The sequence below is a fragment of the Candidatus Paceibacterota bacterium genome (assembly GCA_035452965.1).
In the GTDB taxonomy this organism is placed as follows: Bacteria; Verrucomicrobiota; Verrucomicrobiia; order Limisphaerales; family UBA8199; genus UBA8199.
Map to the genome: position 1 here is coordinate 85296 of DAOTCE010000014.1, position 13770 is coordinate 99065.

General features: G+C 62.2%; 5 protein-coding genes and 1 pseudogene. 2 read left to right on the plus strand and 4 right to left on the minus strand.

Annotated elements, in window-relative coordinates; translation table 11 throughout:
• Positions 1-368: 368 nt before the first annotated feature.
• Together P5205_12535 and P5205_12540 are read right to left on the minus strand one after the other, a co-directional pair.
• Positions 369-8759 carry an immunoglobulin domain-containing protein gene (locus P5205_12535; GenBank protein HSA11188.1) on the minus strand — a complete coding sequence of 2797 codons (8391 nt, stop codon included), beginning with the start codon at positions 8757-8759 and terminating at the stop codon, positions 369-371.
• A gap of 39 nt (positions 8760-8798) precedes the next feature.
• Complete coding sequence (locus tag P5205_12540; GenBank protein ID HSA11189.1) at positions 8799-8984, minus strand: hypothetical protein; 186 nt, start codon at positions 8982-8984, stop codon at positions 8799-8801.
• A 336-nt stretch (positions 8985-9320) separates the two neighbouring features.
• Between P5205_12540 and ppdK the strand changes: the two genes are divergently transcribed.
• On the plus strand, positions 9321-12077 hold the full coding sequence (gene ppdK / locus P5205_12545) for a pyruvate, phosphate dikinase (protein HSA11190.1): 2757 nt from the start codon (positions 9321-9323) through the stop codon (positions 12075-12077).
• Positions 12078-12338: 261 nt separating this feature from the next.
• Entirely contained in the window at positions 12339-12803 is a 465-nt protein-coding gene (locus P5205_12550; protein ID HSA11191.1) for a ribose-5-phosphate isomerase, read from the plus strand.
• On the opposite strand, the pseudogene P5205_12555 reads toward P5205_12550, so the two are convergent.
• Both P5205_12555 and P5205_12560 read right to left on the minus strand, forming a co-directional pair.
• Positions 12800-13366 (minus strand): annotated as a pseudogene (locus P5205_12555) (FumA C-terminus/TtdB family hydratase beta subunit). The gene P5205_12550 and the pseudogene P5205_12555 sit on opposite strands and share 4 nt — an antisense overlap.
• A 5-nt stretch (positions 13367-13371) precedes the next feature.
• Entirely contained in the window at positions 13372-13767 is a 396-nt protein-coding gene (locus P5205_12560; protein ID HSA11192.1) for a hypothetical protein, read from the minus strand.
• Between the last annotated feature and the right edge of the window lie 3 nt (positions 13768-13770).

Consider the following 13770-nt stretch of genomic DNA (forward strand, 5'->3'; position numbering starts at 1 on the left):
CACCGTCCCGTCACCGTATCGCCAAGCAAGGCGTGCCGGTGCCAATGAGGACTCGAAGAGGCAGGCAGGCAGCACCACTGTCCAAAATATGGACAGTGCACGACTTGACACAGGGGGGTGCCCATCTGGTTCTGGTCGAGGAGCCAAGATGACCTTGTGTTCCAGGTGCATCGGCCACCCTGGCGATACGGGTCAAAACCACCTCTGTAGCTTCTCGGAAATCCGCGATGGACCCCTTTTCGCCGCTTCTGCCGTCAGTCAAACAGGCAGGGCACTGCAGCTTGTTCACAACTCGCCCGCCTCCTCGAAGGATGGGCGGCCTGCAGCCAGCGGGCCCTATCCGTCGAGCGAAGGGGTTCATACTGCTTCTATGGCGATACGAGGCGGTAGAACCGGTTCGGGAATATGGCAGCGTTAGGATCCTCAAACTCAAATGTGCCATTGCCTTTGTCCTCAGGCACGCCAAGCATCTGCCACTCCACAAAATTGGTGGAGGCTTCAAGGATGTAGACCGCTCCCGGCTGGCCGGAGAATTGGATGTGGACTTGACCGTTGGGCTGTCGGTGCACCGAGGTGACGTGGCAGTGCGGCCACCCACCTGGATGACCAGACTCGGGACGCAACGCGTTGATGACCTGCTGGGCGGCGTTGATCAGAGTGGCTGCCAGAACCGCATCGTGCGGCTGCACCCAGGCCCGCACTTGGTACTGGAATATCCACAGTTCGATGATGGCCAAGATCGGGCGGCCCCGCTCAATCGAGCCCAGCGCGGCCCGGAGCGTTGCCACAAGCAGATGGGGATGCGGCCAGGTGGACTTGACCAGGGCGATCAGCCGATCGAGGGCTTGGGTCGTGGTCAGAACTTCAACGGTGAAGGGCTGGGAGGCCATCAGCATCCCGTCATGGACCGCCAGCAGCAGCGCATTGGTGCCCACCGGCAAGACCACCGATGCCACGGGCCCCTGGGAGATCGGGTCAGGGTTCCCATCCTGATACCAGGTGTGCTGCAGCGGGTCACCATCCGGATCGGCGGAGCGTGTGCCGTTGAGCACTACCGCGGCGTTGGTGCCATTCGCGGAGACAACCACCGGCTGGGTGGCGCTGGCATCGGCGATCGGGGCCTGGTTGATCACCAGCATCGCCTCGGAACTGACCACAGAGCCAAAGGCGTTACTGACGACGACGGCATAGGCGCCCTGGTCGCTCTCCTGGATATTGGTCAGGGTCAGATCGGCGCTGGTGGCCCCGAGGAGGTTGGTTCCGTCCTTGCACCACTGGTAGCTCAGCGCGGAAGTGCCGGCCGCCACCACGCCAAAGGTGGCGTCGGTGCCGACGCTATTGGTCAGGCTGACGGGTTGGGCCACAATGGACGGCGCGCCGATGACCAGGTTGGTCTCGACGAACCAGTTTGAGGCGTCGAAACCTCCGCCGGTCACGAAGCCGCGCGCACGGAGGATGTTGCCCGCAGACACCGATAGATTGGTCCATTCCCAAGCTGCTGACGGCTCGGCTGGCGGCCCGGCGAGGCGCGTGCCGGCGGCGAGGCTGAGCCAGTCCGTGCCATTGGTGGAAACATCCAGAGTGGTCCGCCAGAACTCGGGGCAGGTGCCGCCGCACAGCCAGGTGAGGGTCGAGCCGGCAAGAGTCAAGCGCTGGGTGGCCGGCTCGGTCTGATTCAGCCGAGCCAGGCACTGGCGCGTCTGGCCGCCCAGCGTCGAGAACGAGCCGCCGGCCAGAATCCTGCCATCCGCCTGCACCGCCAGGGAAAGCACACCAGAGTTCGCTCCCGGATTGAAGGTAATGTCCGGCGTGCCGTTGCTGTTGAGCCTGCCCAGGTGGTTGCGCGCCTGCCCACCCAGGGTTGAGAACCAACCGCCCGCCAGGATCTTCCCGTCCGCCTGCAATGCCAGGGAAACCACCTCATTGTCCGCCTCCGGATTGAAGGTGGTGTCCAGAGTGCCGTTACGGTCAAGCCGGCCAATGCAGTAGCGCGGTTGGCCGCCCAGCAGCGAGAACCAGCCGCCAACAAGAATCCTCCCATCGGCCTGCACCGCCACGCAATTAACGCTACCGTCTGCTCCCGGATCGAAGGTGGTATCCAGAGCGCCATCCGGGTTGAGGCGGCCGAGGCAGTTGCGCGGTTGGCCGGCCAGCAGCGAGAACCAGCCGCCAACAAGGACGTTCCCATCGGCCTGCACGGCCAGGGAAATAACGACACCGTCTGCTCCGGGATTGAAGGTGGTGTCCAGGGAGCCATCGGCGTTGAGCCGGCCGAGGTAGTTGCGCGGCTGGCTGCCAAGCGTGTTGAACCAGCCCCCCACCAGGATCTTGCCGTCCGGCTGCACGGCCAGGGAGTACACCACATCGTTTGCTCCCGGACTGAAAGTTGTGTCCAGGGAACCATCCGGGTTGAGTCGGCCGAGGCAGCTGCGCGGTTGGCCGCCCAGTGTGTTGAACCAGCCCGCCACCAAAATCCTGCCATCCGGCTGCACGGCCAGGGACATCACTGTCTGGCTTGCTCCCGGATTGAAGGTTGTGTCCAGTGTGCCATCGCTGTTGAGCCGGCCAAGGTAGCCGCATGGTTGGCTACCCAGAGTCGTGAACTCGCCGCCCACCAGGATTTTGCCGTCGGCCTGGATGGCTGTGGCATACACCGGACCGTTCGCCCCCGCATCGAAGGCGTCTGCGCTCGCCAGGTTCACCGTCAACACCGCCACCTCGCTGGTCGTGCTCCCATGCGGGTTGCTGACAACAGCCCGGTAGGAGCCGGCATCGGCTCCTTGCAGGTTGGCCAGCGTTAGCGAGGAATCGGTGCCCTGGGGTATTGCCTGTCCGTCCTTCCACCACTGGTACTCCAGGGGCTCCGTCCCCGCCGCGCTCACACTCAGCGTCGCACTTTCACCGAGATGCCGTTGCTGGCTCAGCGGCTGGCTCAGGATCGTCGGGTCAATCACCGTGAGCGTCGCCACCAGGCTGGCGACTGCGCCAAAGCTGTTGCTGATGACTACCGAGTAACCGCCGGCATCGGCGCCCAGCACGTTGCTCAAGGTCAGCGTCGAGGCGTGAGCCCCGGAAAGGGTCCCCCCGTCGCTCAGGATCTCTCCGCCTTTCAGCCATTGGTAGCTCACGGGCGGCGAACCCGCGACCTCGACGCTGAAGGTGGCGGTTGTGCTTGCGTGGTTGGTCCGGTTGGCAGGCTGGCTTGCCAGCAGCAGCGGACCAATGATGCTCTCCACAAACCAACCGGAGCCGTTGAAGAAGCCACCGGCCGCGAAACCCCGGGCGCGGATGTTCGCGTCCGGCGCTGCCGAAATCCCGGTCAACTCCCAGCCCCCGCTGACCCGGCTGCCAGCGCCTAACGCCAGCCAATTCGTTCCATGGTCGGTGGAGCTCTCGAAGCTAGTCCGCCAGACCTCGGGACTGCTGCCGCCGCGCAGCCAGGTGACGGTCGAGCCGGCCAGGGTCAGGTCCTGAGTGGCCGGCGCGGTGGCATTCAACCGCCCGAGGCAGTAACGCGGCTGACCGGCCAGCGTCGAGAACGCACCACCCACTAGCGTCTTGCCATCCGCCTGCACCGCCAGGGAATACACCGCATAACCGGCTCCCGGGTTGAAGGTGGTGTCTGCTGTGCCATCGTCATTGAGACGGCCAAGGTAGTAGCGCGGCTCCCCGGCCAGGATAGAAAAATGGCCGCCCACCAGAATGCTGCCGTCCGCCTGCACTGCCAGGCAGTTGACCCCTCCGTCCGGTCCCGGGTTGAAGGTGGTGTCTGCCGTGCCATCGCTGTTGAGCCGGGCAAGGTAGTAGCGCGTTTGCCCGCCCAGCGTTGAGAACCAGCCGCCCGCCAGGATCCGGCCGTCTGCCTGCACCGCCAGGGCATTGACAACGTAGTCCGCCCCCGGGTTGAAAGTGGTATCCAGTGTGCCGTTGCTGTGGAGCCGGCCAAGGAAGTGGCGCGGCTGCCCGCCCAACGTCGAGAACCAACCACTCGCCAGGACCTTTCCGTCTGCCTGCACTGCCAGGGAATACACCGCACTGTTCGCGTTCGGATCGAAGGTGGTGTCCAGTGCGCCATCGCTGTTGAGCCGGCCAAGGTAGTTGCGAGTCTGCCCGCCCAGCGCCGTGAAATCGCCGCCAACCAGGATTCTGCCGTCCGCCTGGAGGGCGATACAATACACCCCAGAACTTGGTCCCGGATTAAAGGTGGCGTCCAGCGTCCCATCGCTGTTGAGCCGGCCGAGGTAATTGCGCGTTTGCCCTGCCAGCGTCGCGAAATACCCGCCCACCAGGATCTTGCCGTCCGGCTGCAGTGTCAGGGAATACACCAGGTAGTCCGCTCCCGGATTGAAGGTGGTGTCCAGAGTCCCATCGCTGTTGAGCCGGCCGAGGTAGTGGCGCGGTTGGCCACCCAAGGTCGTGAACTCGCCGCCCACCAGGATCTTCCCGTCGGCCTGGACGGCCGTGGCATACACAGCGCCGTTTGCCGCCGAGTCAAACGCGTCCGCAGCGGCCAGGTTCACCATCAACACCGCCACCTCGCTGGTCACGCTTCCGGACAGGTTGCTCACCACCACCTGGTAGTCGCCGGCGTCGGCCCCCTGCAGGCTGTTGAGCGTGAGCGAAGCCCCGGTGCCCTGAGCCAGCTCCGTCCCATCCCGTAACCACTGGTAGCTCAGGGGATCGGTGCCACCAGCGACGACACTCAGCGTCACCGTCTCGCCGGCGTGCGCGTGCTGCCCCACCGGCTGGCTCGTAATGAACGGGTCCAGGACCGTCAAGGTAGCCACCGCGCTCGTGACACTGCCATCCTGGTTGGTGACCAGCACGCTGTAGCTGCCTTCGTCACTCTTGACCACGTTGGTCAGGACCAGCGTTGACGTCATGGTTCCGTAGATGCTCGCGTCGTCGGCGAGAGGAGCGTCGTTCTTGAGCCATTGGTAACTGAGAGGCGCGGTCCCCCCGGCCGCCTCCACGGCGAACGTGACCGCCGCGCCCAGGTTGGTCGTGACACTCTCGGGTTGGGCCACGATCGAGGGCGGCACGTTGGTGGCAAAGGCCGCGATCACGTCCGCCTGGTTCGTGCCGAATACCATGTACCAAACCACGCTCCTGCTGTGCCCCGGGGGGAGGGTACCGTAGTTCTGGGCTAGGTTAATCGCGATGTCGTTGGATTCCCCTTCGGGATCTACCACCGACAGGCAAGCATAAGGGTCTGTGTTTTCAAAACCGGTTGCGCTCGGGATTTGTAAGCCCGAATCGGAACAGAAACCCAAGCTGAGACCCGATGCCGGACCGGTGGCCACCACCATGTCGTAGGCGCGATTGACTGAAACCACATCGTTCAGGGTGGAAAAACTGGAATTGGTGACCGCGAGGGCATCCTGGTCGGGGTCAGTGCTGTCCAGGGTGACCACATTGCTCAGGGAGGTTGCACCGATGTTCTGGAGTGTGTCCACAACGCGAATGACTTTGCTGTCCGTCGCAAAGGAAATGTCCCGCGAGAAGCTCAGGCCGGGGGTCACCAGCCCTTCCAGCAGTGCCTGATGCAAGGCGCCGCTGCTCAAGTTGCTGAGCGTCAGACTGGTGAATGATCCACTTGGGTGGATGGCGCCGTCGACGCCGATAGCATAGTTATAGACCGGAGTGCCGGGCCACCAGAAGTCGCTGCCGGCAACGCCGCCCGTGCCGTCGGGATTGAACCGGCCGCCGGTGGACTCGGCGATGAAGACCCCGTTGGTGTTGATCGGCAAGTAAAGGTAGTTTCCGCCCAGGAACACCGGGGTGGGAATCACCCTAACGGTGAGCACGGCGCCGGAACTGAGGATCGTGCCGAACTCGTTGCTGACCAGACAACTGAAGACGCTGCCCGAATCGGAGAGTTGGACGTTGTTAGTGGTGTAGCTCGAGTCGGTAGCCCCGGCGATGAATTCGCCGTTCCGCTGCCAGAAATAGCTCAGCGGCGCGGCGCCTGTGGCCGTCACGCTGAAGCTGGCCATTCCGCCCGGGCCCACGACCTGGCTTTGCGGCTGGGAGAGAACCAACGGCTCCAGCACGTCCGCTTCGTACAGCTGAAATCGCACCGCGTCGGCAATGACCACGTATCCGGAGTAGCCTGTCAGGTTCGAGATCTCCACATAGACGTCGTTGCCAGGACTCAAGTGCGCCACCTGCAGCACCAGCGGGAACCAGGTTCCGCCATTCACTTGCTGGTTGACCGGCACCTCGATAGAGGCGCCGTCGGTCTGAATCTTGAACGGGGTACTGAAGGCGCGGTTGCCCCCCTGTGGGTACATCACGTAGATGCTGTAATACCCGGGCACGGTAATCGTCGGCCGATATGTCGCTGTTGAGGCCGACCCTGAAGCAATCGTGCTCGAAAAACCATAATCCGGTCCATACCGGCCTGCGGCGGTGGTGCCTATCGCCCAGGAACCACTGAACGTCACTGCGGCGTTGGTGTTGTCCAGAACAATGTCCGTTGGGGAAGGCACGAAGTTGGCGGCAACGGCGAGATTGCTGAGAACCGTCACGAACAACGGGTTATCGGCGCTCGTGATATCGCCGCTCCACCCGCCGAAGTCGTGTCCCACGCCAGGCGTAGCCGTTACTGTCACCACCGTCCCCGCCACGTAGCTCGCCTGGTTGGGGCTTTTCGACACCGACCCGCCCGCGTCGGCGTTGACCGTCAGCGTGAACATGCCTTCCACCACCGTCAGCGTCGCGTCGCCACTGGTCGCGCTGCCGACATCATTTGTTACCACAACCGAGTAGGCTCCTGCGTCACTCACCTGCGCGGATGTCAGCGTATAGGAACTCTGCGTCGCGCCCCCGATGATCGAACCGTCATGCCGCCACTGGTAACTCAGCGGCGCGGCTCCGCTGGCGGCCACGGTGAACGTCACGGTTGAGCCGACTACCACAGTCCGGCTTTGCGGATGCACCACGATCTGCGGCGGCGCCGGAAGGGTGGTTGCGCTCGCTTCGCCGCTGTTCCCGGAGGCGCCGGCTGCGTTCACGGACCGCACCACGTAGTAGTAGGTCGTGTCCCCCGCCAACCCCGCGTCGCTCCAGCCTGAGCTGCTCCACGGCACTACCGCCACGTCCACATACGGTCCTCCAGCCACCGATGCCCGCGCCACCACGTTATGGACTGCATTGGTCGCGTGGTTATTCCATGTCAGATCAATCCGCGAACTGCTTGCCGCGCTGGCCGTCAGCCCGCTTGGAGGCGCAGACGCTACTGTCGCAGGACTTGCGAACACCAATTTGATCCCGTCCGCCAGCGCCACCCCTCCAGGCTCCGCGATCGCATCAGTCACCCGGATTCTGCCCGAGCTGCCCGCTGCGAAGTTGAATGTGCCGAGCAGGCTCCAGTTGCCGGCATTGGTTTGCTGGTTGGCATATACCGTCGTCGAACCCCCGTTATAGACGATTTCAAACGGCACCCCCGCCGACGCGTCAGCCCGATAAGGGTGCCATTGATAAACCGTATAATCCCCGGGCACAAGGACGTTGGGTGTGAATTCCACATAGTTCGCCCCGCTTCCCTGCGCCAGCGCGACGTAGTTCGTCCCGAACGAATTAGTGTCCGTCCCGGTCCCGGCTCCTTCGAAGCGGGGCGTGGTGTTGTTGGTCAGGTAGAAGGTGCGCACTGACGTTGCCGCCCCCACCACGCTCGCGTCCGCTTCATCCAGCACGAGGTTATTCACCACGCCCGGGGTTGCGCCCAGCGTCCCGGCGCTGATGTAGGTCCACTGTTGCGCGTCGTGCAGGTCCGCGCGAAAGAAGTTCGCGCCGGCATAGCCCCCGACTGCCGGTGTGTTTGGATCCGCCGCGAGGTAGTCAATGAACTCCTGCACATCCTTGTCCGGGGTCGGCGCCGAATACGGCGGCCCATACACATCTTGTATCGGCACCAGCACCTTGATTGCGTTAGTCCAATACACCGTCACTCCGTTGATGGTTTCCGGGGGCAGGTTGCTCCAGAGGTTCTGGTAATAGGTCCAGTTCACATCCGCCCAATTGATCGCCGCGCTCGGCGCCCTGGTAGCCGAAAAGTGATAAATCTGCGGCATCACCGCGTCGCTCCAATAGCCGAATTCCTTGTACGGAAACGAGGAGTGCAGCCCCACAATTGCAAACGGCGAATGGGCCAGAAACTTGTTCGGCCAATTCGACCTCACCGCCGAGCAGAGCTGCCAGGCCAGCGCCGGCCCGTTGGTTCCGATCCAGGTCTGGTGGCTCTCCCACTCCGCCTCCGCATCCCACACGAAGCCATCGGCGCCCTGGGAAAATACATAATCCGCAATCGCGATCTCTCCAGGAATGTTCTGCCCGTAAGAACGATTGTAACCGAAAATCCACAGCCCGTTGGCATGGGCGCTTTCGACCAGGTTGCTTGTAAACTGCGGGCCGGCGTAGTCCCCATTGAACAACTGGTCGCTGGTGGCCGCCTTCACAATCACATACCGCGTCCCCTGGCTCTTTAAGTACAGCATCAGGCTGTTCTCATTGGTCACACTCGGCACATACCCCCCAAGCTGGTTCGTGGCGCTGCTCATGTGAAACAGCCATTCGCCCTTGCCAAGATTGGCCGGGTCAATGCCGCCGTCGCGGATGGCACCCACAGCCGGGCTGCCGCTCACCGCCAGAAGTAGCGGCAGGAGGAGGGGGAGTAATCGGATGATGCACGGCCTGCGCGGAGGACTCCGAAAAGCCGAGTTCCCGAAAGTGCGGTTCATAGCAAAGAATGTCTTCATAATCAGGGGTTGATGGTGTGTTGACTCCATTTGTGTGGTCTAACTGCGCCAGAGCGGTTGCGTCGCCGTGTGCGCCAAATAGCGGATGATCCCGACAGCCGTCCGCAATCGTTCAAACGGAGTAATGCCCCAAGGCTGTCGAACCAGGCTCCAATGAGACAGGGAGATGCAGGTCGCGGCTGAATGCACCCCTGCCGCGGGTGCGACCTCAACTTCGGTTTTCATAACCTTGTGCGTAATTGCGCCAATTCGCCTCCTCCTGCCTGGAGTGGATGGATAACACTTATACTGCGAATTCAGGTTTCTGCTATGGGGTGTTTACCCCACAACTGCCCGCATTCCAGCCGGAGCGGCGTTTGGCGTGTTACTGCCGGGGAAGCCGCAGCAACGGATAGGAAGTGTTAGATCACCGAAATCTGGATGCCCGGCAGGACGAGGCCGTTAAGTGACGCGCGCTTGACAGCCTGGCTGGCTTTGCTAATTTCCGCGCACTGTTTCGGAGGAATCCTTCCGGCGAAACCTGATGAACTGAACGTTGTTACTGATTAGAACCGACACTTTATGGCAAAAACTGCAAAATACGTATATCTGTTTGGAAACAAGAAGGCTGACGGCAATGGCGGCATGAAACCGCTGCTGGGCGGCAAAGGCGCGAACCTGGCGGAGATGAGCCGCATTGGCTTGCCTGTGCCCCCGGGCTTCACGATTACCACCGAAGTCTGCACTTACTACTACCAGAACAAGAAGACCTACCCCAAGACTCTTGAGCCGGCAGTGAAGGCGGGCGTCGCCTTCATCGAGAAGATCATGGGCACGAAGTTCGGCGACAAGTCCGCCATGCCCTTGCTGGTCTCTGTCCGTTCCGGCGCCCGGGACTCCATGCCGGGCATGATGGATACCATTCTTAACCTGGGGTTGAACGACGAGACTGTGCTGGCCCTGGTTAATGCCACCAAGAACGAGCGCTTCGCCTGGGATTGCTATCGTCGCTTCGTCCAGATGTACGGCGACGTCGTGATGGGTGTGCAGAAGCGCGCCGGTGAGGATCACGAGCCCTTTGAGGTCGTCATCCACAGCTACAAGCATGAGAAATATCATTCTGACATCGAAGACTCCAAGCTTACCGCCGCCGACCAGCAGGAACTGGTAAAGCGGTTTAAGGCGCTGATCAAAGAGCGCACGGGCAAGGAGTTTCCGCAAGATCCGTGGAAGCAGCTCTGGGGTGCCGCGGGGGCCGTGTTCGGCTCCTGGATGAATGACCGCGCCATCGTGTATCGCCGCAAGTACGGCATCCCCTCCGAATGGGGAACGGCCGTCAACGTGCAGGCGATGGTCTATGGCAATACTGGCGATAACTCCGGATCCGGCGTGGCGTTCACTCGCAATCCGGCCAACGGCGTGAAAGAGTTCTACGGCGAATTCCTCATCAACGCGCAGGGCGAAGACGTGGTCGCCGGCGTGCGCACGCCGGAACCGGTCTCGCAGCTTATCAACCACATGCCCGATGCGTTCCGGGAGTTGAACGGCATCCGCGCCACCCTGGAGAAGCACTTCAAGGACGTGCAGGATTTCGAGTTCACGATCCAGGATGGCAAGGTGTTCATGCTCCAGACCCGCAACGGCAAGCGCACCGCGTTTGCCGCGCTGAAGTTCTCCATTGATATGGTGAACGAGAAGCTCATTGACTGGCAGACCGCCATCAAGCGCAATCCGGCTGACCAACTCGACCAACTCCTGGCGCCGATCTTTGATGCGAAGGCAGAGAAGGCCGCCAAGATCATCGCCAAAGGCCTGCCGGCGGGTCCGGGCGCCGGTTCGGGCAAGCTCTATCTCAATGCCGACCGCGCCGCCGCTGCCGCCGCAAAGGGTGAAAAGGTGCTGCTGGTCCGCAATGAAACCTCGCCGGAGGATCTGCGCGGCATGATCGCCGCCGAAGGCATCCTCACGGCCAAAGGTGGCGTCAGCTCGCATGCGGCACTGGTTGCCCGGCAGATGGGCAAGGTCTGCGTGTGCGGCGCCGGCGCCCTGCAAATAGACTACGACGCCAAGACCGTAACCGCCGCCGGCACCACCTTCAAAGAAGGCGACTACCTGTCTATCAACGGCACGCTCGGCAATGTCTATGCCGGCCAGCTTCCGACCGCACCTTCCGAGATCGTCCAGGTCCTGGTCCAGAAGACCCTCGACGGCTCGAAGAGTGAGACCTACCAGATGTTCAAGAAGCTCATGGATTGGTGCTCGAAGGTGACCAAGCTGCAGGTTCGCACCAATGCCGACGCGCCGGATCAGACTGCGAACGCGATCGCGTTTGGCGCCACTGGCATCGGGCTGACCCGCACCGAGCACATGTTCTTCGAAGGCAACCGCATTGATGCCATGCGCGAGATGATCCTCGCGGACAATGTGGCAGATCGCAAGAAAGCGCTGGCGAAGCTCCTGCCCTACCAGAAGGGCGACTTCGTGGGCATCTTCAAGGCCCTCAAGGGATTCCCGGCAACCATTCGTTTCCTGGATCCGCCGCTCCACGAGTTCCTCCCGCACGAGGAAGCGGCGCAGCAGGACCTTGCCGCCAAGATGAACCTGCCGGTTGAGAAGATCGAGCAACGCGTGAAAGAACTCCATGAGTTCAACCCCATGCTCGGTTTCCGCGGCTGCCGCCTCGGCGTCGTCTATCCGGAAATCTCCGAAATGCAGGCTCGCGCCATCTTTGAAGCCGCCGCCGAAGTGCAAAAGGCCGGCATCAAGGTGAAGCCCGAGGTCATGATCCCGCTGGTCGGGTTCAAGAAGGAACTCGACCTCCAGGTCGAGGTTGTCCACCGCGTGGCCAAAGAAGTGATGGCTGAGCAGAAGGTGAAGCTCGATTACATGGTCGGCACCATGATCGAAATCCCCCGCGGCGCGCTGACGGCGGACGAAATCGCCGAAACCGCCCAGTTCTTCAGCTTCGGCACCAACGACCTGACGCAGACCTGCCTGGGCATGAGCCGCGATGATTCCGGCTCCTTTATCCCGGCATATCAGGAGAACGAAATCGTCAAGACCAACCCGTTCGCCTCGGTTGACCAGACCGGCGTGGGCGAGCTGATGAAAATCGCGGTGAAGAAGGGGCAGGCGACGCGTCCTGGCATCAAGCTGGGCATTTGCGGTGAGCACGGCGGCGACCCGGCCAGCGTGAAGTTCTGTCATCGGATCGGCCTCACCTACGTGAGCTGCTCGCCCTTCCGCGTGCCCGTGGCGCGCCTGGCCGCGGCGCAGGCTGCCCTCGAGGATGCGACGCAAAAGAAAGGCAAAGGCGCCAGGAAGTCGGCCAAAAAGTAGGGCTAACGTCAGAGCCGTCGAGCTGACGGCTTGAATTCAAGGCCGTTCTGTGAAAGCAGAGCGGCCTTTTCTCTTACCAGGCCGTTTCACCCGTACTTTGTTTGGATCAACGTCCTCGGCGTCGGCAGCTCGGTCAACCGGAGCACTCGCCTGGGAAGAAAGGCTGATGACAATTCGCATACCATGATTGCCATCCGATGCGAATGGAGGCTGGCGGAGCAAGGGTGAACGTGGCAAGCTGGGCGCAGCACAATTTACCGTATGAAGATCGCTATCGGTTCAGATCACGCCGGGTTCCAATACAAGGGCAAGATCCGGGAGTTCCTTGAAAAGTCGGGCCACGGCGTTACGGATTTCGGCACGCATTCCGAGGAGGCGACCGACTATCCTCTGTTCATCCGGCCTGTGGCGGAGGCAGTGGCGCGAGGGGACTTCGACCGCGGCATTGTCCTGGGCGGATCGGGCAATGGCGAAGCAATCGTAGCCAATCGCGTCAAAGGCATCCGGTGTTCGCTGTGCTGGAACGTGGAGTCCGCGCGACTGGGCCGCCAGCATAACAACGCCAATGTTCTCTCGCTCGGCCAGCGGATGATGACCCTGGAAACCGCGCTCCAGATTGTCCAAACCTGGTTGGAAACGGCCTTCGAGGGTGGCCGGCATCTGCGGCGCATCGAGCTGATTGACGCCCCGACGCAACCGGCGCTCAGTTCCCCACCCGGCGCCTAAAGGTGCTTGGCCAGCTCGGCCTGGCTGGCGGCCAGGACGTCCTTGTGCAGCGAGTTGCCGTGGGCGTCAATGGTCACTACCGCGGGAAAGCTGACGACCTGGAACTCCCAGATGGCTTCGGGCGCGCCAAACTGCTCCATGAAATAAACGTTTGGCACGCGCTCGATGCATTCGGCGAGCACTTGGGCCGCGCCGCCCACCGCGTGCAAATAGACGCACCCGTGTTCCTTGCAGGCCGCGACGGTCTTTTCCCCCATCCCGCCCTTGCCGATCACCCCGCGCAAACCGAAGTCGCGGATAATCTGCCACTGGTAAGGCTCTTCGCGAATGGACGTGGTGGGGCCAGCAGCGACGCACTTCCAGTTGCCCTGCTCGTCCTTGATGATAACGGGGCCGCAATGGTAGAGGACGCCGCCCTGGAAACTGACGCCTGCGGGGAGCTGGCCGCCCTCGTGCAGGTACTTGTGGACCGCGTCACGGCCGGTAAAGAGCGTGCCGGTGATGAGGACTTCCTCGCCGACCTTGAGTGAGCGGACGGCAGATTCGGAGATGGGAGTGGTGAGGGTGGTCATAAGGTCAGGGCCGAATTGAACCAACTTTTGGCGTCGGGTTTCAGCCAGTAGATCAGCAGGGGCACGGCAGCCGGGAGGATGCAGCAACTGGTCATCCCGATGCAGATGAGCACTAGGCTGTATACCCAGACCCAGGGTCTGCGCGGCAGCACAAAAGGCAGGGCGAACACGACGGCGAACACCAACCCAACGGCCAACAGGACGCCCGCCTGAATTTTGAGGACGAAGGCATCCTCCCGGCTGGATCGGGTTCCCGCGAAGAAGATCAAAGGCGCGGCGAGCACACAGAGCGCATAGACACCGGTCATGCATCCGCTGTAAATGCGGAACCAGAACACGACCTTCGGCGGCACGGGATGAATTGCCTGGGAGCCGGGAGTCAGGGATTCCATAGT

Coding starts and splice junctions, on each gene's coding strand:
- P5205_12540 (HSA11189.1), bottom strand. CDS start 8,984: ATGAAAACCGAAGTTGAGGTCGCACCCGCGGCAGGGGTGCATTCAGCC.
- P5205_12535 (HSA11188.1), bottom strand. CDS start 8,759: ATGAAGACATTCTTTGCTATGAACCGCACTTTCGGGAACTCGGCTTTT.
- P5205_12550 (HSA11191.1), top strand. CDS start 12,339: ATGAAGATCGCTATCGGTTCAGATCACGCCGGGTTCCAATACAAGGGC.
- P5205_12560 (HSA11192.1), bottom strand. CDS start 13,767: ATGGAATCCCTGACTCCCGGCTCCCAGGCAATTCATCCCGTGCCGCCG.
- ppdK (HSA11190.1), top strand. CDS start 9,321: ATGGCAAAAACTGCAAAATACGTATATCTGTTTGGAAACAAGAAGGCT.